Source organism: Microtetraspora fusca (assembly GCF_001570365.1).
GTDB lineage: Bacteria > Actinomycetota > Actinomycetes > Streptosporangiales > Streptosporangiaceae > Microtetraspora > Microtetraspora fusca.
Genome location: NZ_BBYK01000049.1, coordinates 25,571 through 48,702, shown reverse-complemented (window position 1 = coordinate 48,702; position 23,132 = coordinate 25,571). Strand labels below are relative to the sequence as shown.

General features: G+C 71.2%; 24 protein-coding genes. 4 read left to right on the top strand and 20 right to left on the bottom strand.

Translation table 11 applies throughout. The annotated features are described in order from the left end of the window. Positions 1-2: 2 nt before the first annotated feature. The 12 genes from resB to AWQ68_RS19050 form a co-directional block, all read right to left on the bottom strand. Positions 3-1,655, bottom strand: coding sequence for a cytochrome c biogenesis protein ResB (gene resB, locus AWQ68_RS19105; RefSeq protein ID WP_066942230.1), 1,653 nt, complete (start codon positions 1,653-1,655; stop codon positions 3-5). A gap of 1 nt (position 1,656) precedes the next feature. Beyond that, the gene (locus AWQ68_RS19100; protein ID WP_066942229.1) at positions 1,657-2,394 is read right to left on the bottom strand and encodes a cytochrome c biogenesis CcdA family protein; all 738 of its coding nucleotides are present in this window, start codon (positions 2,392-2,394) and stop codon (positions 1,657-1,659) included. After that, entirely contained in the window at positions 2,381-2,962 is a 582-nt protein-coding gene (locus tag AWQ68_RS19095; RefSeq protein ID WP_157545465.1) for a TlpA family protein disulfide reductase, read from the bottom strand. The genes AWQ68_RS19100 and AWQ68_RS19095 overlap by 14 nt, the downstream gene beginning before the upstream one ends. 76 nt (positions 2,963-3,038) lie before the next feature. Next, positions 3,039-3,677, bottom strand: coding sequence for a histidine phosphatase family protein (locus AWQ68_RS19090; RefSeq protein ID WP_066942228.1), 639 nt, complete (start codon positions 3,675-3,677; stop codon positions 3,039-3,041). Between the two features lie 22 nt (positions 3,678-3,699). Next, the gene (locus tag AWQ68_RS19085; RefSeq protein WP_066942227.1) at positions 3,700-4,599 is read right to left on the bottom strand and encodes a LysR family transcriptional regulator; all 900 of its coding nucleotides are present in this window, start codon (positions 4,597-4,599) and stop codon (positions 3,700-3,702) included. Positions 4,600-4,655: 56 nt separating this feature from the next. Continuing rightward, on the bottom strand, positions 4,656-5,945 hold the full coding sequence (gene hemL, locus AWQ68_RS19080) for a glutamate-1-semialdehyde 2,1-aminomutase (protein ID WP_066942226.1): 1,290 nt from the start codon (positions 5,943-5,945) through the stop codon (positions 4,656-4,658). Positions 5,946-5,994: 49 nt separating this feature from the next. Then, entirely contained in the window at positions 5,995-6,639 is a 645-nt protein-coding gene (locus AWQ68_RS19075) for a bifunctional DNA primase/polymerase (RefSeq protein ID WP_066942225.1), read from the bottom strand. Between the two features lie 87 nt (positions 6,640-6,726). Then, a complete protein-coding gene (gene hemB, locus AWQ68_RS19070; RefSeq protein WP_066942360.1) occupies positions 6,727-7,716 on the bottom strand; it encodes a porphobilinogen synthase in 990 nt (329 codons plus the stop codon). 68 nt (positions 7,717-7,784) lie between these two features. Then, entirely contained in the window at positions 7,785-9,374 is a 1,590-nt protein-coding gene (locus tag AWQ68_RS19065; protein ID WP_066942224.1) for a bifunctional uroporphyrinogen-III C-methyltransferase/uroporphyrinogen-III synthase, read from the bottom strand. Then, a complete protein-coding gene (gene hemC, locus AWQ68_RS19060) occupies positions 9,371-10,282 on the bottom strand; it encodes a hydroxymethylbilane synthase (RefSeq protein ID WP_066942223.1) in 912 nt (303 codons plus the stop codon). Before hemC ends, AWQ68_RS19065 begins: the two co-directional genes overlap by 4 nt. Continuing rightward, positions 10,279-11,586: a glutamyl-tRNA reductase gene (locus AWQ68_RS19055; protein ID WP_066942222.1), complete on the bottom strand. Its 1,308-nt coding sequence runs from the start codon at positions 11,584-11,586 to the stop codon at positions 10,279-10,281. Before AWQ68_RS19055 ends, hemC begins: the two co-directional genes overlap by 4 nt. After that, entirely contained in the window at positions 11,583-12,320 is a 738-nt protein-coding gene (locus AWQ68_RS19050; RefSeq protein WP_066942221.1) for a redox-sensing transcriptional repressor Rex, read from the bottom strand. The genes AWQ68_RS19055 and AWQ68_RS19050 overlap by 4 nt, the downstream gene beginning before the upstream one ends. Before the next feature lie 293 nt (positions 12,321-12,613). On the opposite strand from AWQ68_RS19050, the gene AWQ68_RS19045 reads away from it, so the two are divergent. Further along, on the top strand, positions 12,614-12,862 hold the full coding sequence (locus AWQ68_RS19045) for a glutaredoxin family protein (RefSeq protein WP_066942220.1): 249 nt from the start codon (positions 12,614-12,616) through the stop codon (positions 12,860-12,862). A gap of 132 nt (positions 12,863-12,994) precedes the next feature. On the opposite strand, the gene AWQ68_RS19040 is transcribed toward AWQ68_RS19045, so the two are convergent. Next, the gene (locus tag AWQ68_RS19040; protein WP_066942219.1) at positions 12,995-14,497 is read right to left on the bottom strand and encodes a putative quinol monooxygenase; all 1,503 of its coding nucleotides are present in this window, start codon (positions 14,495-14,497) and stop codon (positions 12,995-12,997) included. A gap of 158 nt (positions 14,498-14,655) precedes the next feature. Here AWQ68_RS19040 and AWQ68_RS19035 point away from each other — a divergent pair, with 158 nt between their 5' ends. From AWQ68_RS19035 to AWQ68_RS19025, 3 genes are all read left to right on the top strand, one after another. Continuing rightward, the gene (locus tag AWQ68_RS19035) at positions 14,656-15,300 is read left to right on the top strand and encodes a sigma-70 family RNA polymerase sigma factor (RefSeq protein ID WP_066942218.1); all 645 of its coding nucleotides are present in this window, start codon (positions 14,656-14,658) and stop codon (positions 15,298-15,300) included. A gap of 50 nt (positions 15,301-15,350) precedes the next feature. Beyond that, on the top strand, positions 15,351-16,076 hold the full coding sequence (locus AWQ68_RS19030) for a DUF5667 domain-containing protein (RefSeq protein ID WP_157545463.1): 726 nt from the start codon (positions 15,351-15,353) through the stop codon (positions 16,074-16,076). Positions 16,077-16,170: 94 nt separating this feature from the next. Continuing rightward, positions 16,171-17,037 (top strand): HAD family hydrolase, encoded by an 867-nt coding sequence (locus AWQ68_RS19025; RefSeq protein ID WP_066942216.1) that lies wholly within the window; start codon positions 16,171-16,173, stop codon positions 17,035-17,037. 21 nt (positions 17,038-17,058) lie between these two features. Here AWQ68_RS19025 and AWQ68_RS19020 read toward each other — a convergent pair whose 3' ends face one another. The 7 genes from AWQ68_RS19020 to AWQ68_RS18995 all read right to left on the bottom strand — a co-directional run bounded on the left by AWQ68_RS19020 (position 17,059) and on the right by AWQ68_RS18995 (position 23,067). Next, positions 17,059-18,096 (bottom strand): alpha/beta fold hydrolase, encoded by a 1,038-nt coding sequence (locus tag AWQ68_RS19020; RefSeq protein WP_066942215.1) that lies wholly within the window; start codon positions 18,094-18,096, stop codon positions 17,059-17,061. 124 nt (positions 18,097-18,220) lie between these two features. Then, positions 18,221-19,063, bottom strand: coding sequence for a lysophospholipid acyltransferase family protein (locus AWQ68_RS19015; protein WP_084464193.1), 843 nt, complete (start codon positions 19,061-19,063; stop codon positions 18,221-18,223). Between the two features lie 93 nt (positions 19,064-19,156). Then, positions 19,157-20,203, bottom strand: a complete 1,047-nt coding sequence (locus tag AWQ68_RS19010) for an NAD-dependent epimerase/dehydratase family protein (RefSeq protein ID WP_066942213.1) — start codon at positions 20,201-20,203, stop codon at positions 19,157-19,159. 83 nt (positions 20,204-20,286) lie between these two features. Further along, complete coding sequence (locus AWQ68_RS41000; RefSeq protein ID WP_018654693.1) at positions 20,287-20,385, bottom strand: 30S ribosomal protein bS22; 99 nt, start codon at positions 20,383-20,385, stop codon at positions 20,287-20,289. A 161-nt stretch (positions 20,386-20,546) separates the two neighbouring features. Then, complete coding sequence (locus AWQ68_RS19005) at positions 20,547-20,750, bottom strand: helix-turn-helix domain-containing protein (protein ID WP_030456159.1); 204 nt, start codon at positions 20,748-20,750, stop codon at positions 20,547-20,549. A gap of 312 nt (positions 20,751-21,062) precedes the next feature. After that, on the bottom strand, positions 21,063-21,842 hold the full coding sequence (locus AWQ68_RS19000; protein ID WP_157545461.1) for a phosphatase: 780 nt from the start codon (positions 21,840-21,842) through the stop codon (positions 21,063-21,065). 37 nt (positions 21,843-21,879) lie between these two features. Beyond that, positions 21,880-23,067 (bottom strand): acetoin utilization protein AcuC, encoded by a 1,188-nt coding sequence (locus AWQ68_RS18995; protein WP_066942211.1) that lies wholly within the window; start codon positions 23,065-23,067, stop codon positions 21,880-21,882. Positions 23,068-23,132: the final 65 nt, after the last annotated feature.

Here is a 23,132-nt window from a genome sequence, read left to right as displayed (position 1 = left end):
TTCTACTCCTCGGACGAGCGAGTGCTCGGCGAAACGGGTTCGCGGTCGGACGCGGAGGCGTCCTCGGACCGGTCCTCGGGCTGGGAGTGCCCGGAGGGCTCGGCGGGGGCGGCACCGCGAAGCTTGGTGAGGATCTCGGCGAACTCCTCCGCGAAGCCCGCTCCGCCGCCTTCGGTGCGGGTCAATCCTCCCACCGTGACCTGTCGGCCCTTCACGCGCACCCACACCCGGCGGCGCTGTACGGTCAGCGACAGCACCAGGCCGATCACGGCCAGGGCGGCGGCGATCAGGGCGGGCAACCGGCCCGGGTCGTAGGCGGTCTGCAGGCTGATCCACTCCTTGACGCCGGTGAACTGGATCGACCCGGCGCCGTCGGCGAGTTCCTTGGTGTCCCCCACGTTGAGCGGGGTGGGATCGGCGGACATCTTGCCCAGCGGCTTCAGGCTCTTGGTGTCGAGCTGGTAGACCGACTGGGGCTGCCCGGACTTCAATCCGAGATCACCTGAGAACGGGAAGATCTGTACCGTCGGGTTGGCCGCGCCAGGGAAGATCGACACCCACGCCTTGCCGTTGGGGACGGTGGTCGGCAGGAAGCGGATCAGGAAGCCGAGCTGGTCGGGCTGGGCGTCCGGGGCCTTGATGACGCATTCGGACGTGTAGGTCATCTGGTCGCCCGCCAGGCAGGGGACCGGACCCTCGAACGCCGTGTTGCCCTTCCCGTCGACGACCTTGAACGTGGGCGCGTAGCCGTGGCCGAGGAGGTAGGTCAGCGTGCCGTTCACGTCGAGCGGCTCGTTGACCTTCAGCTCGACGTCACGGGGGCGCGAGGTGGGCGTGTCCTGCACCGACAGCGTGGCCGAGTAGTCGAGCGGCTGGCCCCGCTTCTCACCGGACGCGATGTATGTCGCCTGGAAGTCCTTCACCGTGAACGAGAACGGCTGGAGCGACTCCGCCGACACCTGCTGTCCCGGCATGAACCGGTCGTAGGCGGCGACCGTGTTGGAGAAGCCCTCGCCCTCCACGACCAGGACGTTGCCCCGGTAGCCGAACAGCGCGCCCGCGCCGACCGCGAACAGCAGCGCGAGCAGCGAGACGTGGAAGAGCAGGTTGCCCGTCTCACGCAGGTAGCCCTTCTCGGCCGCGACCCAGTCGGGGCCGGTGACCACGCGGAACCGGTCGCGACGCAGCCGCGCCGCCGCCTCCTCGACGGTCAGGTCGCCGTCGAAGGCCGCGTTCTGCGGGAGCCGGTGCAGGTTGCGCGGCGCGGCCGGCGGCTTCCTGCGCAGCTCCTTGAAGTGGGCGACCGCCCGCGGGAAGACGCACCCGGCGAGCGAGAGGAACAGCAGCAGGTAGATCGCGGCGAACCAGGGCGACGTGAAGACGTCGAACATCCAGAACCGGTCCAGCCACTTGGCCTCGGTCGGACTGTTCTGGAAGTACTGCGCGACCCGGCCGGGATCGACGCTCCGCTGCGGGTAGATCGACCCGGGCACCGAACCGAGCGCGAACAGGAACAGCAGGATCAGGGCGGTGCGCATGGACGTGAGCGTCCGCCAGCCCCACCGCAGCCAGCCGACCACGCCGAGCCCGACGGGCCGCGCCTCGCGCTCCTCGGTGGCCCCGGTGGCCTCGGTCGTGTCGTTCTTCTTGGTCATCTCAGATCACCGGCTTGAATCCGCCCACCCACACCTGCAGGCCGGCGATGAGGTCACCCCAGAGCCCGGTCACCAGGAGGATCCCGACGGCCACGAGCATCGCGCCGCCGATCCTGGTGATCAGCCGTGAGTGGCGGCGGACCGCCTTGAACGCGTGAAGCGCGCGGCGGTAGGCGAGCCCGGCGAGCACGAAGGGCAGCCCCAGCCCCAGCGCGTACGCGAAGGCGAGCGCGGCGCCGCGGGCCGCGCTGCCCTGGTCGACCGAGAGCGCGAGGACCACGGCGAGCGTGGGCCCGATGCACGGGGTCCAGCCGAGGCCGAAGACGACGCCGAGCAGCGGCGCTCCGGCCAGCCCGGCGGCGGGCGCCTTGTGGATGCGGATGTCGCGCTGGAGGCCGGGCACCAGCCCGATGAAGGCCAGCCCGAGAACGATCGTGACCACGCCGAGCACCCGCGTGATCAGCTCCATGTTGCCGAAGAGGACGCCGCCGAGGCCGCCGAAGAGCGCTCCCCCGAGCACGAACACCGCGGCGAACCCGAGGACGAACAGGGCGCTGCCCAACACCATCCGGCCGCGCCGGGGATCGCTGCTCATGCCCGTGACGTACGACAGGTAGCCCGGCACCAGCGGCAGCACGCACGGCGACAGGAAGGACACCACGCCGGCCGCGACCGCGATCGGCACCGCGACCAGCAGCGAGCCGGTCGCGACGGTGGAGGCCAGGTCAGCCCCGCTCATCGGTGACCTTGTCGATCGCGGCGAGCAGGTCGTTGTACTTCACCGCGCCGAGGGCTCGGGCGGCGATCCGGCCCTGCCCGTCGATGATCAGCGTGGACGGGATGGCGGCGGGCGGGACCGTGCCCTGGAAGGAGAGCAGCACCCGGCCCGCCTGGTCGAAGATGCTGGGATATCCGGGCTGCAGCGAGCGGTCGTACGCCTGGGCGGCCGCCTTCTGGTCCTTGAAGTTGACGCCGAGGAACTGGACGCCCTTGTCCTTGGTCTTGGTCGCGATGTCCTTGAGCACGGGCCCCTCGGCGCGGCACGGCGCGCACCAGGACGCCCAGAAGTTCAGGACGTAGACCTTGCCGTTGCCGAGCTTCTCCGTCGCGCCGTCGAGGGTCGTGCCCTCGACGGCCGGCGCCGTGGTGCGGCTCGCGGCGTCGAAGACCTGAACCTTGCCGTCACCAGGGACGAAGCGGGTGTCACCGGACTGCGGCTGCGCCTGCTGGTTTCCGGCACAGCCCGCGAGGGCTGTCACGGCCAGAGCGGTGCTCGCCGCGATCAGAGACAGTCTCTTGGCGGACACGCGGGAGTATCTCCTAAAACTACAACCGGTAGAGCTGTAAGCCTACCCAGCGGATCCGATGCTCCCGTCGCGGGGCTCACGCTCCGGGAACGGGATTGCCGCGCAGCAGGGCCCCGGCGGGCTCGCTGTAGCCGATGCTGGCCAGCCGGTCGCCCTCGAAGGTGAAACTGGTGAGGCTGGCGAGGGAGCACTGGCGGCGGCGCGGGTCGTGCCACAGCCGCCGCCGCTCGGCCGCCAGGCGGATGATCCAGATGGGCAGCTGGTGGCTGACCAGCAGCGCCTCGTGCCCTCGGGCCGCCGCCCTGGCGTCGTCGATGGCCGCCCTCATCCGCAGGACCACCTCGTCGTACGGCTCGCCCCAGGACGGACGGAACGGGTTCACGAAGTGGCGGTAGGCGCGCACGTCGCGGAAGACGCCGTTGCCGCCGGCCACCCGCAGCCCCTCGAAGACGTTGGCCGCCTCGATCAGCCGCTCGTCGAGGACGACCTCCAGGTCGAGGACGGCCGCCAGGGGCGCCGCGGTCTCCTGGGCCCGTTCCATCGGGGAGCTGCGCAGGACGACGATGTCGCGCCCGCCGACCGCCTTGGCGACGGTCTCGGCCATCAGGTGGCCGTTCTCCGACAGGTGGTAGCCGGGCAGCCTGCCGTACAGGATGCCCTCGGGGTTGTGAACCTCGCCGTGACGGAGCAGGTGGACGACGGTGGTCTCGGTCATGGCAGGTGAGCCTACCCGCCGGTCACGCGGCGCACGCGGCGCGCATCAGCGCGTCCACGGCGGCCCTGATGGCGGGGCGGCGGGCGGCGTCGGTGCGCCACAGGGCGTAGATGCGGCGCTGGAGCCGGGGCGCGACGGGGATCGCGCGCACGCCCTCGGGCAGCCGGCCGCGCCCGAGGCGCGGGATCAGGGCGCATCCGTGGCCAGCGGCGACGAGCGCGAGCTGTGTCGGGTACTCGTCGGCCATGCACACGATCTTCGGCTCCTTCTCGGCGGACCTGAGCAGGAACATCAGGAAGTCGTGGCAGACCGTGCCGGACGCGCTGCTGATCCAGCCCGCTCCCGGGAGGTCGGCCAGCTCGACCTCCCGCTTGTCCGCCAGCGGGTGGCCGACGGGCACCGCCACGTCGGCGATGTCGTCGAGCAGCGGGGCGCGCGACAGCCCGTCCGGGATGGCCATCGGCCGGTTCATCCAGTCCTGGACCACGGCGAGGTCGATCTCGCCCCGGGTCACCTCGCGCATCTGCCGCTCCGGCTCGCGCTCGTACAGGACGACGTCGAGGTCGGGGTGTTGCTGCTTGATCGTCGCCAGCGCCTGGGGCATGATCCCCCGGGCCGCGGTCGGGAACGCGGCCAGGACGAGCCGCCCGACCACGGCGCCGCGCAGCGCCTCGAAGTCGGCCTCGGCCGTCTCGACCAGGGCGAGGATCTTCTCCGCGTGGTCGGCGAGCAGCCCGGCCGCGTCGGTGAGCTTGACGCCGCGCCCGTTGCGTTCGACGAGGACCGCCCCCGTCTCGCGTTCGAGCTTGGCGAGCTGCTGCGAGATCGCCGACGGGGTCACCATCAGCGCCTCGGCGGCGGCCGCCACGGAACCGTAGACGGCCACCGCGTGCAGCGCCTTCAACCGGTTCAGGTCCAACATGTAAGTCAGTCTAAACGGTTGAGGCGGTTTGATCCCGGTATCGCTGAACTGTCGCTTTACAGCGTGGCAGCGGCGGCCTTGGCGGCGAGCGGCAGCGCCTCGACGACCCGAGTCAGCGCCTCCTCGTCGTGGGCGGCGGACAGGAACCACGCCTCGAACGCCGACGGCGGCAGGTAGACGCCCTGGTCGAGCATGCCGTGGAAGAACGCCCGGTACGCCTCCGTGCTCTGCACCTTCGCCGTGGCGAAGTCGTGGACCGGCCTGTCGGTGAAGAAGATCGAGAACAGGTTGCCGGCGCGCTGGAGGCGGTGCGGGACGCCCTCGGCCGCCAGCGCGTCGGACGCGGTCTGACCGACGGTCAGCGCGGCGGCGTCCACCCGCTCGTACACACTCGCGTCACAGGCCCGCAGCGTCGCCAGACCGGCGGCGGAGGCCAGCGGGTTCCCGGCGAGCGTCCCCGCCTGGTAGACCGGCCCCTCCGGCGCGAGCAGGGCCATCACCTCGGCCCGGCCGCCGAAGGCCGCGGCCGGCATCCCACCGCCCATGACCTTGCCGAACGTCATGAGGTCGGCCTCGACCGGGTCGAGGCCATACCAGCCGGCGGCTGAGACGCGGAAGCCGGTGAGCACCTCGTCGATGATCAGCAGCGCGCCGTGCTCGGTGCACAGCTCGCGCAGCCGCTGGTTGAAACCGGGCAGCGGCGGGACCACGCCCATGTTGGCCGGGCACGCCTCGGTGATGACGCACGCGATCTCGAACGTGCGGAACGCCTCCTCGACCGCCTCGACCGAGTTGTACGGCAGGACGATCGTGTCGGCGGCCGACGCGCCGGTCACGCCGGGCGTGTCCGGGAGGCCGAACGTCACCAGCCCCGAGCCCGCCGACGCCAGCAGGGCGTCCACGTGCCCGTGGTAGCAGCCGGCGAACTTGACCACCTTCGCCCGGCCGGTGAAGCCCCGGGCGAGCCGCACCGCCGACATGGTGGCCTCGGTGCCCGAACTGACCAGCCGGACCTTCTCCACCGGGGCGACCCGGGAGACGATCTCCTCGGCGAGCAGGACCTCACCCTCGGTCGCCGTACCGAACGACAGCCCCCGCGCCAGCGCGCCCTCGACGGCCTCCATGACGGCCGGGTGACGGTGGCCGAGGATCATCGGCCCCCACGAGCACACCAGATCGACGTAGCGGTTGCCGTCCACGTCGGTGATGTAGGGCCCCTGGCCCGAGGCCATGAACCTCGGCACTCCCCCGACCGCGCCGAACGCGCGCACCGGGGAGTTGACACCACCGGGCACGATCCGCCGCGCCCGCTCGAACAGTTCCGCTGACTTCTCCGTACGGCTCACGCCTCCCAGCCTACGGGCGGCGCAGGCCGGCCTCTTACTGGCAGGCGTCTTACTCGCAGGCGTCGACGAGCAGGTCCAGGACGCGGAGCGGGTCGGGCAGGGGACGCCCGTCCGGCGGCCGCAGCCAGCTCACCGTCGCGCCGCTCAGCAGCGTCGAGGGCGGGGCGAGCACATAGCTGTCCCGGCAGTGCCAGCGCAGTCCCGGGGAGGACTCGATCGTCGCGGGGTCGCAGTCGAGGTGGCAGGACCACCACTCGTCCTCGTCCTCGGGGGCGCCCCTGGTGGCGACATAGAAAAGGACCCGGTCGCCGTTCTCGGCGACCGGGCCCGTGGCCTGTCCGGTGGCGTCCATGGCGGCCAAGGCCGCCATCCCGGCGACGGACGGTACGTCGAACACGTCGAACACCCGGCCCGTGGGCAGGATCACGTTCGCGTCGGGGTTGTGCTCCCACCAGCGCGTGAGGCGGGCGGAGTCCACCGTCGCCTCCATCTGCCACGCCGGGGACAGCGGGTGCGCGCCCGGGTCGGGACAGCCGACCCGGTCGCAGGAACAGGCGCGCCCACCCTCGCGGAGCGGGTGGGCGCCGAGGCAGCTCGCCCAGCCGAGCTGGGCGTATTCAAGTACAGATGTGATCTTCCGTGGCTTTCGATGCGCACGTCGTTTCGTACGGCGGACCAGCGGTGCCCCCACCATCGTGCTCCTCCCCCACGGATGCTCTTTGCTGTACCTGATAATGCCCTTTACGGATCAGCGCGCGCAGCGCCACCCCCGTGGAACGCGCTACGCCCGGAGGCGGCGCGCGACCTCGGTGGCCCAGTAGGTCAGAATCATGTCGGCGCCGGCCCTGCGGATCGCGACGAGCGACTCCATGATGGTCCGCTCGCGGTCGATCCAGCCGTTCGCCGCCGCCGCCTCGATCATCGCGTACTCGCCGCTCACCTGGTAGGCAGCCACGGGCACCTCGACCGTGTCGCGCACCTGGCGGAGGATGTCCAGGTACGCCAGCGCGGGCTTGACCATCACCGCGTCCGCGCCCTCGGCGAGGTCGAGCCGCACCTCCCGCAGCGCCTCGCCGACCGGACCGGCCGGGTCCTGCTGGTACGCGCTGCGATCGCCGAACTGCGGCGCGCACTCGGCGGCGTCGCGGAACGGCCCGTAGAACGCGGAGGCGTACTTCACCGAGTAGGCGAGGATCGGCACGTCGGCGAAGCCCTCGGCGTCGAGCGCCCGCCTGATCGCGGCGACCTGGCCGTCCATCATGCCGCTCGGCGCGATCACACGCGACCCCGCCCGCGCCTGGGCGACGGCCGCGGAGGCGTACCGCTCCAGCGTGGCGTCGTTGTCCACCTCGCCGGAGTCGGTCAGCAGGCCGCAGTGGCCGTGGTCGGTGTACTCGTCGAGACAGGTGTCGGTCATCAGGACCAACGCGTCGCCGATCTCGGAGGCGAGGTCGGCGAGCGCGAGCTGGACGACGCCCTGCGGGTCGTCGGCCGCCGAGCCGCGCGCGTCCTTGTGCAGGGGGATGCCGAACAGTATGACCCCGCCGACGCCCGCCTCCGCCGCCTCGTGGACGGCCTTGCGCAGCGAGTCGCGGGTATGCTGGACGACCCCCGGCATGGACGCCACCGGCTGCGGGTCGGTGACGCCCTCCTTGACGAACACGGGCAGGATCAGGTCGGCCGGGTGCAGACGCGTCCCGGCGACCAGACGGCGCATCGAGGCGGTACGGCGCAGCCGACGCGGCCGGGCCGCCGGAAATTCAGCGTTCACGATCGTCTTCTCCACTCGGACTGGACGGACCCGGACCGGCGCCGGCGCGCGTCACCGGCGAGGTGACCTCACTTGAAGCGCCGGCGCGCCCCTCTGCGGTTCTGCGAGGGCCTGCGCGGCATCTCGCCGGCCGAGATGGCCGCGTGCCGCTGCTTGGCACCGTACTCCGCCAGGGCCGCCGCGAGCGCGGAGGCCGACGGCCTGTCGGCCATCACGTCGACCCGCAGCCCGAACTCCTCGGCGGTCTTGGCCGTCTGCGGCCCGATCACGGCGATCACGGTCACGTTGTGCGGCTTGCCGGCGATGCCGACCAGGTTCCGCACCGTGGACGACGAGGTGAACAGCACCGCGTCGAAGCCGCCGCCCTTGATCGCCTCGCGGATCGGGGCCGGCGGCGGCGCCGCGCGCACCGTGCGGTACGCGGTCACGTCGTCGCACTCCCAGCCCAGCTCGGTGAGACCCGCGACCAGCGTCTCGGTCGCGATGTCCGCCCGGGGCAGCAGGACGCGGTTGATCGGGTCGAGCATCGAGTCGTACGGCGGCCACTCCGCGAGCAGGCCCTCGGACGACTGCTCGCCGGTCGGGACCAGGTCGGGCTTGACTCCGAACTCGACGAGGGCCCGGGACGTCGCCTCGCCGACGGCCGCGACCTTCAGGCCGGCGAACGCCCGCGCGTCCAGGCCGTACTCCTCGAACTTCTCCCGCACCGCCTTGACCGCGTTGGAGCTGGTGAAGGCGACCCACTCGTAGCGGCCGGTGACCAGGCCCTTGATGGCGCGGTCCATCTGCTGCGGCGTCCGGGGCGGCTCGACGGAGATCGTCGGGACCTCCTCCGGCACCGCGCCGTACGAGCGGAGCTGCTCGGACAGGCCCTCGGCCTGCTCCTTGGTGCGCGGCACCAGGACCCGCCAGCCGAACAGCGGCTTGGTCTCGAACCACGACAGGCGGTCACGCATGCCGACCGCGTCACCGACGACGATGAGCGCCGGCTCGGTCATGCCCGCGTGCTTGAGGTCGGGGCCGAGGCGGCCGAGCGACGACACGACGGTGAACTGCTCGGTGGTGGTGCCCTCGCTCGTCACGGCGACCGGCGTGGTGTCCGGCTTGCCCGCGGCGATCAGCGCCTTGGCGATCGGCACGGCCTCGGCGACGCCGTTGTAGATCACCAGGGTGCCCTCGCACCCGGCGTGCCGCGCCCAGTCGTCCACCTGGGCGGCGTCGACGATGCGGAACTCGGGGACGGCCACCGCCGGCGGGATGCCCGCGTAGGTCAGCACGGCCGTCGCCGGCGGGACTCCGGGCACGATCTCGAAGTCCACGTCGGCCTTGGCGCAGGCCGCGACCTCCTCCACCACGGAGGAGAAGAACGACGGGTCGCCCGGGCACACCCGCACGACCGTCCGTCCGGACTTGGCGTCCTGCAGTGTTTTCAGCGAGATCGAGTTCTCCGCGACGTCGGCGGTGATGTCCACCACTTCGACGCCTTCGCGGCAGTGCCGCAGCAGCGGGGCGTGCGCCTGCTGGTCGAGCACGACGACGTCGGCCCTGGACAGCAGGTCGGCGCCACGCAATGTGAGCAGGTTCTCGTCACCGGGGCCGGCGCCGACGAAGGCGACGAAACCCGATCGGGGCTCTGGAACGGTATTTGTGGGGCTCAATGGGCCTGCTCCCCCATCAACGTGCCGGCCCCCTCAGCGATCATGGCGGCCGCGAGATCACGACCGAGCTCCATGGCCGCCAGACGGGGTCCGGAGGTGGACTTGCGCACTGACCGCACGCCGTCGATGGCGACGACGGTCGCGGTCAGGTTGAGAATGTGCCCGTCATCCGAGGCGAAAGCACCTACCGGTGCCGCGCAACCGGCTTCGAGGGCGGAAAGCACGGCGCGCTCCGCAGTAACCGCCGTACGGGTTCGCGGGTCGTCGAGGACGCCCAGCAACTCGATCAGGTCGGCGCGGTCGGACGAGCACTCGACCGCGAGCGCTCCCTGGCCGGGCGCCGGCAGCAACTCGTCGACCTCGAAGATCTGCGAGATCTCGCCGTCGCGCCCCAGGCGGCGCAGGCCGGCGGTGGCCAGCACGACGGCGTCCAGCTCGCCAGCGGCGATCTTGCCGATCCGCGTGGGCGCGTTTCCCCTGATCGGGACGTAGTGGAGATCCGGCCGCAGGGCGCGGAGCTGCGCGACGCGGCGCGGCGAACCGGTGCCCACCCGGGCGCCGGGCGCCAGGTCGGCCAGCTTGGCGGAGCTCACCAGCGCGTCGCGCGGATCGTCCCGCAGCGCCGTGGCGACGAGCGTGATCCGGGGGTCGTCGGCGGTCGGCAGGTCCTTGAGCGAGTGGACGGCGAAGTCGATCTCGCCGTCGATCAGTTTGTTGCGCAGCTCGCTCACGAACACGCCCGTGCCGCCGAGCTGGGTGAGGTTCGCTCGGGAGACGTCGCCGTACGTGGTGATGCCGACGAGTTCCACCTCGCGTCCGGTCAGCTCGGTGAGCCGCCTGGCCACCAGACCCGACTGGGTCGTGGCCAATTCGCTCTTGCGGGTGCCCATCCTCAGGGGAGCGGTCATGACTCGACCTCCATCCGCGACACGGCCTCGGGCTTCAGCGGGTCCAGGTTGAACAGCTCACGGAGCGCGTCCGCGTACTGGTCGCCGCCGGGCGAGGACGCCAGCCGCTTCACACGTACGGTGGGCTCGTGGAGCAGCTTGTCCACGACCCTGTTGACGGTCTGCGCGACCTCGTCGCGCAGGCGTCCCTCCAGCTCGGGGACGCGGGAGATCAGCCGGCCCATCTCGGCCTCGACCACCTCGGCGGCCTTGCTGCGCAGCGCCACAACCGTGGGCGTCACCCGGGCCGCGCGCGCGGCTTCCAGGTAGGCGGCCACCTCCTCGGTGACGATCGCCTGGACCGCCGCGATGGCCTCCGCCCGGCCCCCGTCGCCGATGTCGTCGGCGACCCCGGCCTGCTGCATGGACTCCAGGTCGACCAGCGTCACGCCGGGCAGCGCCCGTACGCCGGGGTCGATGTCGTGCGGCAGGGCCAGGTCGAGGAGGAACAGGTCGCGGCCGCGGCCCACCGCGCCGGCGACCGTGTCAGCGGTGATCAGGCACATCCCGGCGCCGGTGCAGGAGATGACGAGGTCCGCCTCCGCGATCTCGGCGGCGACGTCGTCCAGGCGCACCGCGCGCCCGGCGACGGTCTCGGCCAGCCGTACGGCGCGCTCGTAGGTGCGGTTGGCGATGACGATGTCGGTCACGCCGGAACGGACCAGGGTGGCGGCCGACAGCGCGCTCATCGAGCCCGCGCCGACGACCAGCGCCCGCATCCCGGCGATCGGGCCGAGCTCGCGCTCGGCGAGGGTCAGGCCGACCCCGACGAGCGACGCGCCCGCCCGGTCGATGGCGGTGTCCGCGTGCGCGCGCTTGCCGACGCGCAGGGCCTGCTGGAAGAGCTCGTTGAGAACCGACCCCACGGTGTCCTGGTCCTGGGCCAGCCTGAGCGCCACGCGGATCTGGCCGAGGATCTGCCCCTCGCCGACGACCATCGAGTCGAGGCCGCAGGCCACCGAGAAGAGGTGGTGGACGGCGCGGTCCTCGTACTGCACGTAGAGGTGCGGGGTGAGCTGCTCCTGCGGGATGCCGCAGTGGGTGGCGAGCAGGTCGGTCACGGCCGTCACCGCTCCGTGGAAGCGGTCCACGTCGGCGTAGACCTCGACGCGGTTGCAGGTGGAGACGACCATCGCCTCGGACACGGTGGCCTCGTCGCGCACGTCGCGGAGCAGCTTGGCGAGAGCGTCCCCGCTGACGGAGACGCGTTCGAGGAGGGCCACCGGAGCCGTGCGGTGGCTGAGGCCGACGACGAGGATGCTCATTGGCTCGCCTCGCCCAGCGCCGCCCCGCGCTCGCTCACTACGACCACCCCATCGGGCCACTCATCGCCCATCATGGGCCCTCCACTCGCCTTACGCTGCTCGTGGAACGCAAGAATCTGCAGTTCAATGGACAAATCGACTTTACGGACATCAACGCCATCCGGCACCGTCAGCACCGCGGGGGCGAAGTTCAAAATACTGGTGACCCCCGCGGCGATGACGCGGTCGCAGACCTGCTGCGCCGCCGTCGCCGGCGTCGCGATCACCACTATGGACACCCCGCGCTTCCTGATCACTGACTCCAGGCCGTCGGCATGTTCCACCACGAGCCCGGCGATCCGCTCGCCCACCACTGCCGGATCGGCGTCGAAGAGGCCCGCGACCCGGAAGCCGCGGGACACGAACCCCCCATAGTTCGCGAGCGCTCGCCCGAGGTTACCCACCCCCACGATGGCGACGGCCCAATCCTGGGTGAGACCTAGCTCACGGGAGATCTGGTAGATCAGGTACTGGACGTCGTATCCGACCCCGCGCGTGCCGTACGAGCCGAGGTGGGAGAGGTCCTTGCGGAGCTTCGCCGAGTTCACCCCGGCCGCGACCGCGAGGTCCTCCGAGCTCACCGTGGCGATGCCGCGCTCGGCCAGCCCGTTCAACGCACGCAGATAGAGCGGCAGTCTCGCGACCGTCGCATCGGGAATGCCACGCTCACGCGCTTGAGGGATACGGCGGGTCACTTGCCGGTGCTCCAGGGGGGACGGACAGCCGGAGGACGCCCCCGGCCGTACGAACGGATGTAACCGATTTCGCGTTCCTACAGGTTAGTGCCTTTGTGAAGAGATGCACAAAGTCGGTGTCCCGTTCACTGTCCCAAAGCGGGTGCGTGGTCACCAACTCGCCCCAAGGTCGCCTCTGCCCCCTCGTATGTACCCCGCCGTCGTCGGGCGCGGCACGGCATCGGCACGGCATCGGCAAGGCATCGGTACGGCTTCGCGAAAGGACCGCGGGGAGCGCCCAATAGGCTGGCCGCATGGCACCCCGCGAGCATCGGATCACTCTCCTCGGCAAACCCGGCTGTCACCTCTGCGACGACGCGCGCGCCGTCATCGAGCGCGTGGCCGCGGAGCTCGGCGTGCCGTGGGAGGAGCGGGACATCACCGCCTCCGAGGAGGATTACGCCAAGTACTGGGAGATGATCCCGGTCACCCTGGTCGACGGGGTCCAGCACGACTTCTGGCGGGTGGACGAGGCCCGCCTGCGCGCCACGCTGACCGCCTGACGGTCGCGGCAGTGTTCGATCGTCGCGCCTCCGGCACGACCGTTCAGGGCGCCCCTCAGGCGGCTCGCGCCCTCCTCGCTCGGAGTCGCTCCGCTCCCCGCTCGCTCCTCAGTCGGTTCCCCGCCGCGCCCCTCACCTGAAGGCGGTGGGGAGGGGGACCACCTTGGCGGCGTTCACGCTCAGCTCGATGACGTTGGCGGCCAGGACCAGCGCGGTGCGCTCGGTGGCGAACCGCTCCATGTGCGGCTGGCGCTGGTGCTCGGTGTACCCCACCTCGTCCCGATAGAGCTCGTACACGATGCGCTGGAGCGGCGCGGACTTCACGCTGTGGCAGACGAAGATGAGCGTGTCCGGCTCGTTGCGCAGCACGGCCTCGACCGTCTCCTCGGCGAGCTTGTCGAACGCGTCGCCCGCTCCGTCCATCAGCGTGAACACGGTGAGCAGGCCGTAGATGTTGGGCGACGGCCGGACCGATCCGCCCTGTCCGCGCGAGGCGGCGGCCGCGCCCGCGAAGCCGACACCCATGCCGGCCGCCAGATCCGCGCCGGGGATCATCGTGCCGGTGGCGGGCATGGTGTAGTCGGGGCGGCCGCCCTGCGGCCGGCCGGGCTCCGCGGGGCCCTGCGGCATGCCGTAGTCCGGCCCGCCCTGGGGCGCCGGGCGGTCGGCCTCCGCCGCCGGGGGAGGCATCGTGTACTCCCGCCCGTGCGGGCCGCCGTACGCGTCCTGCCCGGCCGGAGGGCCGGCGGGCCGGGCGGCGAACCCGTCCGACGGCTGCATGCGCGCCGCGTAGTCGACGTCGCCCTGCTCGCCCGCGCGATATTCGGCGACGAGGTCCCCGAGCCCGGCGCGTCGCGGAGCAGCCTGCGTCGGCGGCTCGGCCCGGCTTTCGACCCCGCGTCCGGCCCGCCGCGACCAGCCGTCCTCCGGTTCCTCGGCCCCGGCGTCTTCTTCCTCGTCCTCGTCCTCGTACGGCGCGAGCGGCCGGGCGAGGGCGAACCAGACGCCTCCGACGGTGGCGGCCATCGCGGCGACCACGACGATCCCGGGGAGCGTGAACTCCAGCGCGGCGGCGACGGCGATGCCGCCCGGCGCGAGCGCGACCGTCGCGTTCATGTTGTCGAGGTCGTAGTCGTCGCCGTTGCGCCCGCGCAGCACCGCGATCACGAGCCAGATCACCAGCATCGCGATGACGACGATGTGGACGCCGCGCAGGAGCCATTCCGGCCAGATGTCCCAGAAGCGGTCGGACGCCGGGAACTCCTTCGTGAACGTCTGGGTGATCGGGTCGATCAGCATGATGACCGCGCCCAGGCCCGTCAACGCGCCGCCGAAGAGCCACGCGGCGAAGCGCGGGAACGGCTTCCTGGCGATGAGCTGGGCGATGCCTACGGAGAGCCAGAGCGGGGCGACGAGCGATCCGGTGATCTGGAGCAACCGGAAGATCACGGTCCCGTAGCCGAGCAACTGGCCTACGGCGATCAATCCCAGCGAGAGGCACGTCGTCGCCGTGGTGACACCCCACGCGACCAGCCATCCCGACGGCTTCTCGCGGATGCGACCGACGACGACACCTGTGGTGATGGCGGCGATAACGGCACCGGCGAGCGCGATGACAGCGACAAGGACTTCCATGGTGGACCTTATGCTGCCGGACTTCGCGCGCCGACCGGTAGCTGATGGCACGCCCCGTTACGCGAAGTGATTACGGTACGCGGCGGATTGTGTTATCTCGCGATGATTTCTAGAGTGTTCGAGCACGCCGACTCCCCTCCCCCCAATGGGATCACCGGATGCCGACATCGTGGCCGTTCGCCGGGCTCTCCCCTCCAGCCGCTGGAGTGGTGCGGCAGGCGCCTCCCGCCGCCCCCGCGGCGGCGCAGCTCGAGCACGACGAGATGCGCACGCTGGTCCTGCGCGCCAAGACCGGCGACACCGAGGCGTTCGGCGTGCTCTACGACCGTTACGTGGACCTCGTCTACCGCTACGTCCTCTTCCGGGTGGGCTCGCACGCGCTCGCCGAGGACCTGACGAGCGACACCTTCCTGCGCGCCCTGCGTGGTATCGCGGATTTCACCTGGCAGGGGCGCGACTTCGGCGCCTGGCTGGTCACCATCGCCAGGAATCTGGTCACCGACCACTTCAAGTCCGGACGGAGCCGACTCGAAGTGTGTACGGCCGAGATCCTCGACACCCCCCTCGACGGCCATCACATCCCGGAGAACGCCGTCGTCGCCAGCATGGTGAACGAGCACGTGCTCCGGGCGATCAAGCGACTCAACCCCGAGCAGCAGGAGTGCGTCGTGCTGCGCTTCCTGCACGGTATGTCCCTCGCGGAGACCGCCATGATCATGGGCAAGCAGAGCGGCGCGATCAAGGCGCTCCAGTTCCGCGCGATCAAGGCCCTGGCCCGCGCCCTGCCCAAAGATCTCGGTTAGCTCACGTGCCGTAACCCTGGCCCGGTCACCTCGTTGGGCAGGGCACAGGCGTGGATCGGCAGCGGGGGATCTCGGGAGCGTTCATGGGCTGGTGGCGGCCGGGGCGCCGGCGACGGGCCAGGGGGACGAGGCGTGCCGCCGACCGGGTCGCCGCGCGGATCGCCGAGGCCGGTTCCCGGTCCGGCGCCGGCCCCCGCCCCGACTTCCGCGCCCGCCTCCGTGCGGACCTGATGAAGGCGCACGCCGCCGAGCGCGGGCCCGCCGCCGAGCCCCCCGCCGAACGGCCCGAGCCGCGCCGCCGTCCCTCCCTCCTCGTACGGCTGCGCCCGCTCGCGGTGTTCGCCGTGCTCCTGGGGGTGATGTTCGCCACCGGCGCCCGCGCGTACGACTCGGTGCCCGGGGACCTGCTCTACCCGCTGAAGCGGACGGCGGAGGCGACCGTGCTGCGGTTGGCGGTGAGCGACGCCGAGAGGGCCAGGCGGGAGATGACGGCCGCGCGGGAGCGGGCGGCGGAGGCGGCGACGCTGGCCGGCGCGGAGGGACCCGACCGGGACCGACTCATCACCCAGGCCCTCGACGACATGGCGCGTACGACCCGGTCCGCGCTCGGCCGGGTCAGGCGGCGCGGCGACAAGCCCGACAGGGAGGTGGGGCGGTTCGCCCGCGAGCAGCGGACGATGGTGGAGCCGTTGCTCCCGAAGCTCGACCAGGAGAACCGCGACAAGGCGACCAAGTACCTCACCTATATCGACACCTTCAGCACTCCGGTCCAGTGACCACGGTCGCATGGAATCACCATGGAATACGGTCACTCGGTGCTAACGCCGCGTACACCGTCATCCGGCACCCGGCCGGTTAAGCTGAGGCCCTATGAGGCGGCTAATGCGACGGCGGGAAGCGGCGGAGATCGCGGGTGAGGTGGCGGCCGCGGCGGTGGTCCCCACGCCGAGCGTCGAGCCGGACCCGACGGCGGCGGCGTTCTTCGATGTGGACAACACGATGATGCGCGGCGCCTCGATCTACCACTTCGCGCGGGGCCTGGCCTCGCGCGGTCTGTTCACCACGAACGACCTGGTGCGGTTCGCCCTCGGCCAGGCCTGGTTCCGGGTGCGGGGCAACGAGAACCCCGACCACATCGCCAAGGCGAAGGAGACGGCGCTGGCCTTCGTCGCCGGTCTCAAGGTCGACGAGGTGGTGCACCTCGGCGAGGAGATCTACGACGAGGTCATGTCCGACCGCATCTGGGCCGGGACCCGCGCGCTGGCGCAGGCCCACCTGGACCTGGGCCAGCGGGTGTGGCTGGTCACCGCGACCCCGGTCGAGCTGGCCCGGGTGATCGCCCAGCGGCTCGGCCTGACCGGCGCGCTCGGCACGGTGGCCGAGACGGCGGACGGCGTCTACACCGGCAGGCTCGTCGGCGACCTGCTGCACGGCCCGGCCAAGGCGGAGGCGATTCGGGCGCTGGCCCGCAGGGAGGGCCTCGACCTGTCCCACTGCTCGGCCTACAGCGACTCGGCCAACGACCTGCCCATGCTGTCGCTGGTCGGCAGCCCCTGCGCGGTCAACCCCGACAGCGAGCTGCGCGAGCACGCGAAGGAGAACGGCTGGCGGATCCGCGACTTCCGCACCGGGCGGAAGGCCACGCTGATCGGGCTGCCGATCGCCGCGACGGCGGGCGCGGTGGCGGGGGGCATCGCGGCCGGCATCGCGCTGCGCAAGCACTACCGCTCGTCCTGACCCTCGTTCAGGGGCGGAGGGTCACCGGGACGCGAGCCGGGCGGTCCGGTGGAGGAAGTCGTCCAGCGCCTGGTTGACGACGTCCGGCCGCTCGAATCCGATCATGTGACCGGCGCCGGGGACGATCGTCAGCCGCGCGCCGGGCAGCGACTCGGCGATCCTGCGGCTGTGCGAGGGAGGGGTGACGCGGTCGTCCTCCCCGACCAGGACGAGCGTCTCGATCTGACTGAGCGCCGCGAGCGCGGCCAGCTTGTCGTGGACGCAGAGGCCGCGGAAGAAGCCGACCATCACCTCGGTCGGCGTGGCCGCCGCGATGTCGCTGACGAACCGCACATGGTCGGGGCGCGCGCCGCCGCCGAACGCGATGAACCGCGCGACCGGCGTGTGGGTGCGGGTCTTCAGCGCCACGCTGCGGTCGATCCAGTCCGCGCGGGCGAGCATGCCCTCGAACACGATCGGGGTGATCAGCCCGGCGATCCGTCCCACGGGCCAAGGGAGGCCGAACGTGTGCCGGGACAGGCCCCCGGACGACGTGCTCAGCAGGGCGACGCCCTTCACCCGGGAGGCGAGCAGCTCAGGGTGCCGGGCGGCGAACGCCATGATGCTCATGCCGCCCATCGAGTGGCCGACCAGCACCACCGGCACCCCTTCGGGTACGGCCTGCTCGATCACCGCCGCCAGGTCGTCACCCAACCGGTCGATCGTGCAGTCGTCGATCGGCCCGTTGGAGGAGGCGCCGTGCCCGCGCTGGTCGTAGAAGACGAGCGTGGCCGGGCGGCCGGCCAGGGCCTCGCGCTGGATGTGCCAGCAGTGGCGGTTCATCACCCAGCCGTGCGCGAACACCACGGCCACCTCGGGATCCGGGTGCTCGTCGACGTCGACGGCGAGGTGCACACCATCATCGGTGATCACGGTCATCGGCTTACCCACGAGGCAGCCGAGCCGGGGGGCGTCCACCACGTCCGGCACGGTCTCCGCGCGCCGCCGGACGACTCCGGCGGCGTACCCAAGCGCCATACCGGCGAGCAGCACTTTCCGTTTTATCCCGCTTTGGTGCATGATGTACTCCTCTTGGTGAGGTACACCATAGCCACCAATAGCTGCCATTGTTAGACCCGGAGACCGATATGCCCAGGTAAAAACCGTACGGCGCCGGTCGTTACTTCACCGTGCGCCGAAGCGGCTAGAGGGGCCTCTGGTCTGCCGCGATGTCGGAGAACGCCGGGAACGCGGGGCCACGGCGCAGCCGCAGCGCGTCGAGCCGGCTCTGGATCGTCTCGCGTACCTGGTCGGTGAGGTTGAAGACCAGCATGGGGTCGTCCGCGTCGATGGGGTCGTAGTCGTTCGTCATGATGGGCTCGCCGAACTCGATCAGCCACTTGGACGGCAGCGGCACCAGCCCGAGCGGCCCGAGCCACGGGAAGAACGGCGTGATCGGCAGGTACGGCAGGCCGAGCAGCCGGGCCAGCACGGGCACGTCGCCGATCTTGGGATAGATCTCCTCGGCGCCCACGATGGCGCACGGGATGATGGGCACGCCGGTCCGGATCGCCGACGCGGCGAAGCCGCCCCGGCCGAACCGCTGCAGCTTGTACCGCTCGGAGAACGGCTTGCCGACGCCCTTGAACCCCTCAGGGAAGACGCCGACCAGTTCGCCCTTGCGCAGCAGGCGGTCGGCGTCCTCGGGGCAGGCGAGCGTGTGCCCGGTCTTGCGGGCCAGATGGCCGAGGACGGGGAGCTGGTAGACGAGGTCGGCCCCGAGCAGCCGGACCGGCCGGCGCGCCTCGTCGTGCAGCGCGACCTGCAACATCAGCGCGTCGACCGGCAGCGTCCCCGAGTGGTTCGCGACGACCAGCGCCCCCGAATCGACGGGGATGTGCTGGAGACCGCTGGTCTCGACCCGGAACCAGTGCCGGTAGAACGGCCGGAGCAGTTCGAGCAGGACCTTGTCGTTGAGCTCGGGGTCGAACCCGAACTCGTCCACCTCGTACTCGCCGGTGAGGCGGCGGCGCAGGAAGGCCAGCATCTCGGCGAGCCTCTCCTCGCCGGACCGTTCCCGTGCGTCCCCGGGAACGCCGGGTGAGCCCTCCTCGGAGGTACGCGTCACGTCACACACGCCTTACTGGTCGTCCTTGAACGGAGCCGGGCGCCCCGGCGCGAGATCGGACAGCCGGTCGGCCACCGCCGCGGTGAGGCCGCCGGAGATGCCGCGCGAACGGAGGAAATCCTCGAAGGCCGCAGCCGTGCCGAACTTGGGCTTCCATCCGAGCTCCCGGACGAGCCGCCCGCAGTCCACGACCCGGCCGTGGCACATCAGCGCGAGGTGCTCGGGTGAGAAGTCCACCCGGCCCGCGGCCCGCGCCGCCTCTCCCAGGAGACGGAAGAGCGGCGACGGAACGGGCAGCGACAGCCGCCCCGCCCGCCGCAGGCACTGGGACAGCAGGAGCACGCCGTCGCCGGCCACGTTGAACGTGCCGGGGTGGTCCTCAAGGGCCATCCGGCGCAGCACCTCGACCCCGTCGTCCTCGTGGACGAACTGCAACCGGGGGTCGAACCCGAGCACGGTCGGCGGGACCGGCTGCGTGAAGTACCGGGTGAGGGGCGTGTCCACCCCGGGTCCGATGAAGTCGGCGAAACGCAGCGTCGAGGTGACCACGTCGGGACGCCGCCTGGCGAGGCCCCGGACGTAGCCCTCGACGTCGCCGGCGTCCTTGGCGTACCCCGAGGGCGGCGCCTCGGAGGGCTCGCCGTCCTCGGTGAAGACGGCGGGGTCGTTCGGCGCGGAGCCGTAGATGGCGGTCGTGGACCGCACCACCACCCTGCGCACGCTCGTCGAGCGCTGGCACGCGCCGAGCAACTGCATCGTGCCGATGACGTTGTGCTCTTTCGCGGCGGAACGGCTCCGCGAGGAGCCGCTCATCAGGCTCACGTGCACGACGACATCGACGTCCGCCGCCGCGATGACCTGCGCGATGTCTGGACTGCGCAGATCGACGCGGACGAACTCGGTGCGACGGGCGTGGGAGCCGCCGTCTCGGGCCGCCGACGGCGGCGGAACCGTGTCCACCCCGATGACCCGGTCGACGCCCGGTTCGGCGGCGAGCGCGCTCGCCACTCGTGCTCCGATGTGGCGCGAGACCCCGGTGACCAACACGGTGTGGGTCATCGTCGCCTCACTGGGGGACTGGTGGGGAATGGCGGTTCACGGTCGCCCGGCCCCGCGGGACCGGTGCGCGCTCCGTACTTCTGCTACTTCTTGTTACGCCGCTGGATGCGGGTCTTCTTGAGCAGCTTGCGGTGCTTCTTCTTGGCCATGCGCTTACGGCGCTTCTTGATCACAGAGCCCACGGGACCCCCAGGTGAAGGTAGAGAATGCCAGACCGGTGCGCGAGCGCACACCGGCACAACAGACTACCGGCGATCCACGGTCGATCGCCCCCTGGGGGACACCGCGTGGCCGACGCCGGATCCCGCGCCTGGTCAGCGCGGGTCCGCACCGCCTCGGCGTGTCATCCAGCCTCGATGAACGCATCCCTGAGGTAGTCGTGTACCGCCTGTTCGGGCACCCTGAAGGATCGGCCGACACGGATGGCCGGCAGCTCACCTGAGTGGACGAGCCGGTACACCGTCATCTTGGACACTCGCATGACCGTGGCGACTTCCGCCACCGTCAGGAACTTCACCTCGCTGAGAGGTCTTTCGCCTGCACCCATCGGACGCCTCTTCCGCACGTGTTTCCGGGTTATCCCCACTGGTGCCATCGCTCACGCACGTGTACTGCCGTCAGCGTAAGTCGGGACTGCGAGTAGGCAAACCCCCCATTTCATCAGTCACCGCGACCCTATGCCGTCAATATGGAGAAAGTAGCTGGTAGGGGACGGCGGCGTGCCCCTGGCCCCGGCGGTGGAACGAGCCAACTTCTCTCCCACAAGAGTCGCCCCGGCACACGAAAGAGTCGGCAAAGGCCCGGCAGGGCGCGACAAAGGGCAGTCCGAAATACGTGAAACGGACGGTCCGCAGCGCGATCAGAGGTGAGACGCGATCCTGGCCACCAGGTAGTCCGTCAGCGGTCCGTAATATCTCGGCAACACATTGTCGTCGAGCGGGACCGCGACGGCGATCTTCCCCTCCGCCTGGCCGATGAAGAGGGCGGGGTCGTTGCTGTCCGCGAAGCCCACGGTCTCGACGCCCGCCTCGCCCGCGGCGCCCGCCCAGCCGTGGTCGGCGATCACGAAGTCGGGCCGCTCCTCGGCCAGGATGGCGCGCATCGGGTCGGGGTCGTGCGTGTGCACCAGGGCTGCGCCGTCGTCCAGCATCGCGACGTCGTCGAGATAGCGGATCCGCCGTACGCGTCCGAGCCCGTTCCCCATGTAGCTCCACGTCTCGGCCGGAGTGAGGAGGGTGGCGCCGTGGGAGCGGGCGAACCGGGCGAGGACGAGGTGGACCGCGAGCAGGCCCGTGGGGTGGCCGGTGGCGATGACGATGCGGGGATTCCCCCTGGCCAGCACCTCACCGATGCGGTCCCCCATCGCCTCGATCGCGTCGATGGTGAGCTCGGGGTCGATGGTGTCCCGGCCCTCCCGGTGCTCCGGGTCGGCCACGACGCCCACCGACTTGGCCATCTGCTCCAGCACGTCCCGGAAGGTCCACTCGCCGGAGAACGAGAGGCCGAACGTGTAGCGGGGGTCGCGGTTGGCCAGGGAGCGGTAGTTGTCGAGGTTGTTCTCGCGCGGCGTGGCGACGTCGCCCGCGATGCGCGTCCTGATCAGGTGGTCACGGAGGTCTCTGCGGGAGGGAGCGTTCACAGGTGCCACAGCGCTCCTCGCGCGGCCGGGATTCCCGTCATGGCAGAGGGTCCAATCCGTGGAGGGGGAAGACGGCCTTCCTGGTGGCCACGATGGCCCGATCGATCGCGTCGGCGGGGTCGTAACCGTCGCAGAAGTCGGAGTACGCCGGGTGGCGGCCGTCCGTCATCGACAGCGGAGGCACCTCGCCGGTCCGCTCGGTGACCAGGGTCCGCCAGCTCGCGGGCGTCGGCGTGGACGGCTCGACGGGGTACCCGGACGCCTCCGCGATCAGGTGCGTCCACGCGCGCGGCACCACCTGGACCAGCTCGTATCCCCCGCCGCCGGTGACGACCCACCGGCCGTCCGCCGTCTCGTGCGCGAGCCGGTGCAGCGCGGCGTAGGCCGTGCGCTGGCCGTCCAGGCTGAGCATGAGGTTGGCCAGCGGGTCGAGGGCGTGGCTGTCGCATCCGTGCTGGGTGACGAGGATCTCGGGGCCGAACTCGCGCAGCAGCGGCGGCACGACCGCGTGGAAGGCGCGCAGCCAGCCGGCGTCCCCGCACCCCGCGGGCAGCGCCACGTTGACCGCGCTGCCGTTCGCCCCGGTCTCGCCCGGGAAGCCGGTGCCGGGGAAGAGCGTGCGCGGGCTCTCGTGCAGGCTGATCGTGAGCACCCGGGGGTCGTCGTAGAACGCGGCCTGCACGCCGTCGCCGTGGTGGACGTCCACGTCCACGTACGCCACCCGCTCCGCCCCCTGGGAGAGCAGCCAGGCGATCGCGACGGCCGGATCGTTGTAGACGCAGAACCCGCTGGCCATGCCCGCCATCGCGTGGTGCAGGCCACCCGCCACGTTGACGGCGTGGTCCGACTCTCCGTCCCACACCGACCTCGCGGCCTCGATGGACGCCCCCGTGATCAGCGCGGACGCCTCGTGAACCCCGGTGAACGCGGGATTGTCGGCCGTGCCGAGCCCACAGCCGAGGTCGGGCCGGCCGGTCTTCGACACCGCCTTGACCGCCTCGATGTAGTCGCGGCGGTGGACCAGCGCGATCTCGTCGTCGCTCGCCGGGGCGCATCCGGCCATCTCGACGCGGTCGAGCACGCCGAGGTCGCGGGCGAGCGCCATGGTCAGCTCCACCCGTACGGGGGCGAGCGGATGGCCGGGGCCGAAGTCGTACGACGTAAGCGCGTCGTCCCAGAGCACGCGGACGGAGCCGCATTCTTGTCCGCCGGTACGCTCGATCATGCCGCCGCCTCCTCGCCGCACGATCGTGACGCTACCGTACGGGCCTGGGCGTGGCTCCGCCCCCT

Excerpts from the sequence above, each read along its gene's own strand:
- AWQ68_RS19100 (WP_066942229.1), bottom strand. The coding sequence starts at position 2,394 with ATGAGCGGGGCTGACCTGGCCTCCACCGTCGCGACCGGCTCGCTGCTG.
- AWQ68_RS19045 (WP_066942220.1), top strand. The coding sequence starts at position 12,614 with ATGGCACCCCGCGAGCATCGGATCACTCTCCTCGGCAAACCCGGCTGT.
- AWQ68_RS19010 (WP_066942213.1), bottom strand. The coding sequence starts at position 20,203 with ATGACCCACACCGTGTTGGTCACCGGGGTCTCGCGCCACATCGGAGCA.
- AWQ68_RS18995 (WP_066942211.1), bottom strand. The coding sequence starts at position 23,067 with ATGATCGAGCGTACCGGCGGACAAGAATGCGGCTCCGTCCGCGTGCTC.
- AWQ68_RS19040 (WP_066942219.1), bottom strand. The coding sequence starts at position 14,497 with ATGGAAGTCCTTGTCGCTGTCATCGCGCTCGCCGGTGCCGTTATCGCC.
- AWQ68_RS19020 (WP_066942215.1), bottom strand. The coding sequence starts at position 18,096 with ATGCACCAAAGCGGGATAAAACGGAAAGTGCTGCTCGCCGGTATGGCG.
- AWQ68_RS19085 (WP_066942227.1), bottom strand. The coding sequence starts at position 4,599 with ATGTTGGACCTGAACCGGTTGAAGGCGCTGCACGCGGTGGCCGTCTAC.
- resB (WP_066942230.1), bottom strand. The coding sequence starts at position 1,655 with ATGACCAAGAAGAACGACACGACCGAGGCCACCGGGGCCACCGAGGAG.
- AWQ68_RS19005 (WP_030456159.1), bottom strand. The coding sequence starts at position 20,750 with ATGGGTGCAGGCGAAAGACCTCTCAGCGAGGTGAAGTTCCTGACGGTG.
- AWQ68_RS19025 (WP_066942216.1), top strand. The coding sequence starts at position 16,171 with ATGAGGCGGCTAATGCGACGGCGGGAAGCGGCGGAGATCGCGGGTGAG.
- AWQ68_RS19035 (WP_066942218.1), top strand. The coding sequence starts at position 14,656 with ATGCCGACATCGTGGCCGTTCGCCGGGCTCTCCCCTCCAGCCGCTGGA.
- hemC (WP_066942223.1), bottom strand. The coding sequence starts at position 10,282 with ATGACCGCTCCCCTGAGGATGGGCACCCGCAAGAGCGAATTGGCCACG.
- AWQ68_RS19015 (WP_084464193.1), bottom strand. The coding sequence starts at position 19,063 with ATGCTGGCCTTCCTGCGCCGCCGCCTCACCGGCGAGTACGAGGTGGAC.
- AWQ68_RS19055 (WP_066942222.1), bottom strand. The coding sequence starts at position 11,586 with ATGAGCATCCTCGTCGTCGGCCTCAGCCACCGCACGGCTCCGGTGGCC.
- AWQ68_RS19090 (WP_066942228.1), bottom strand. The coding sequence starts at position 3,677 with ATGACCGAGACCACCGTCGTCCACCTGCTCCGTCACGGCGAGGTTCAC.
- AWQ68_RS19075 (WP_066942225.1), bottom strand. The coding sequence starts at position 6,639 with ATGGTGGGGGCACCGCTGGTCCGCCGTACGAAACGACGTGCGCATCGA.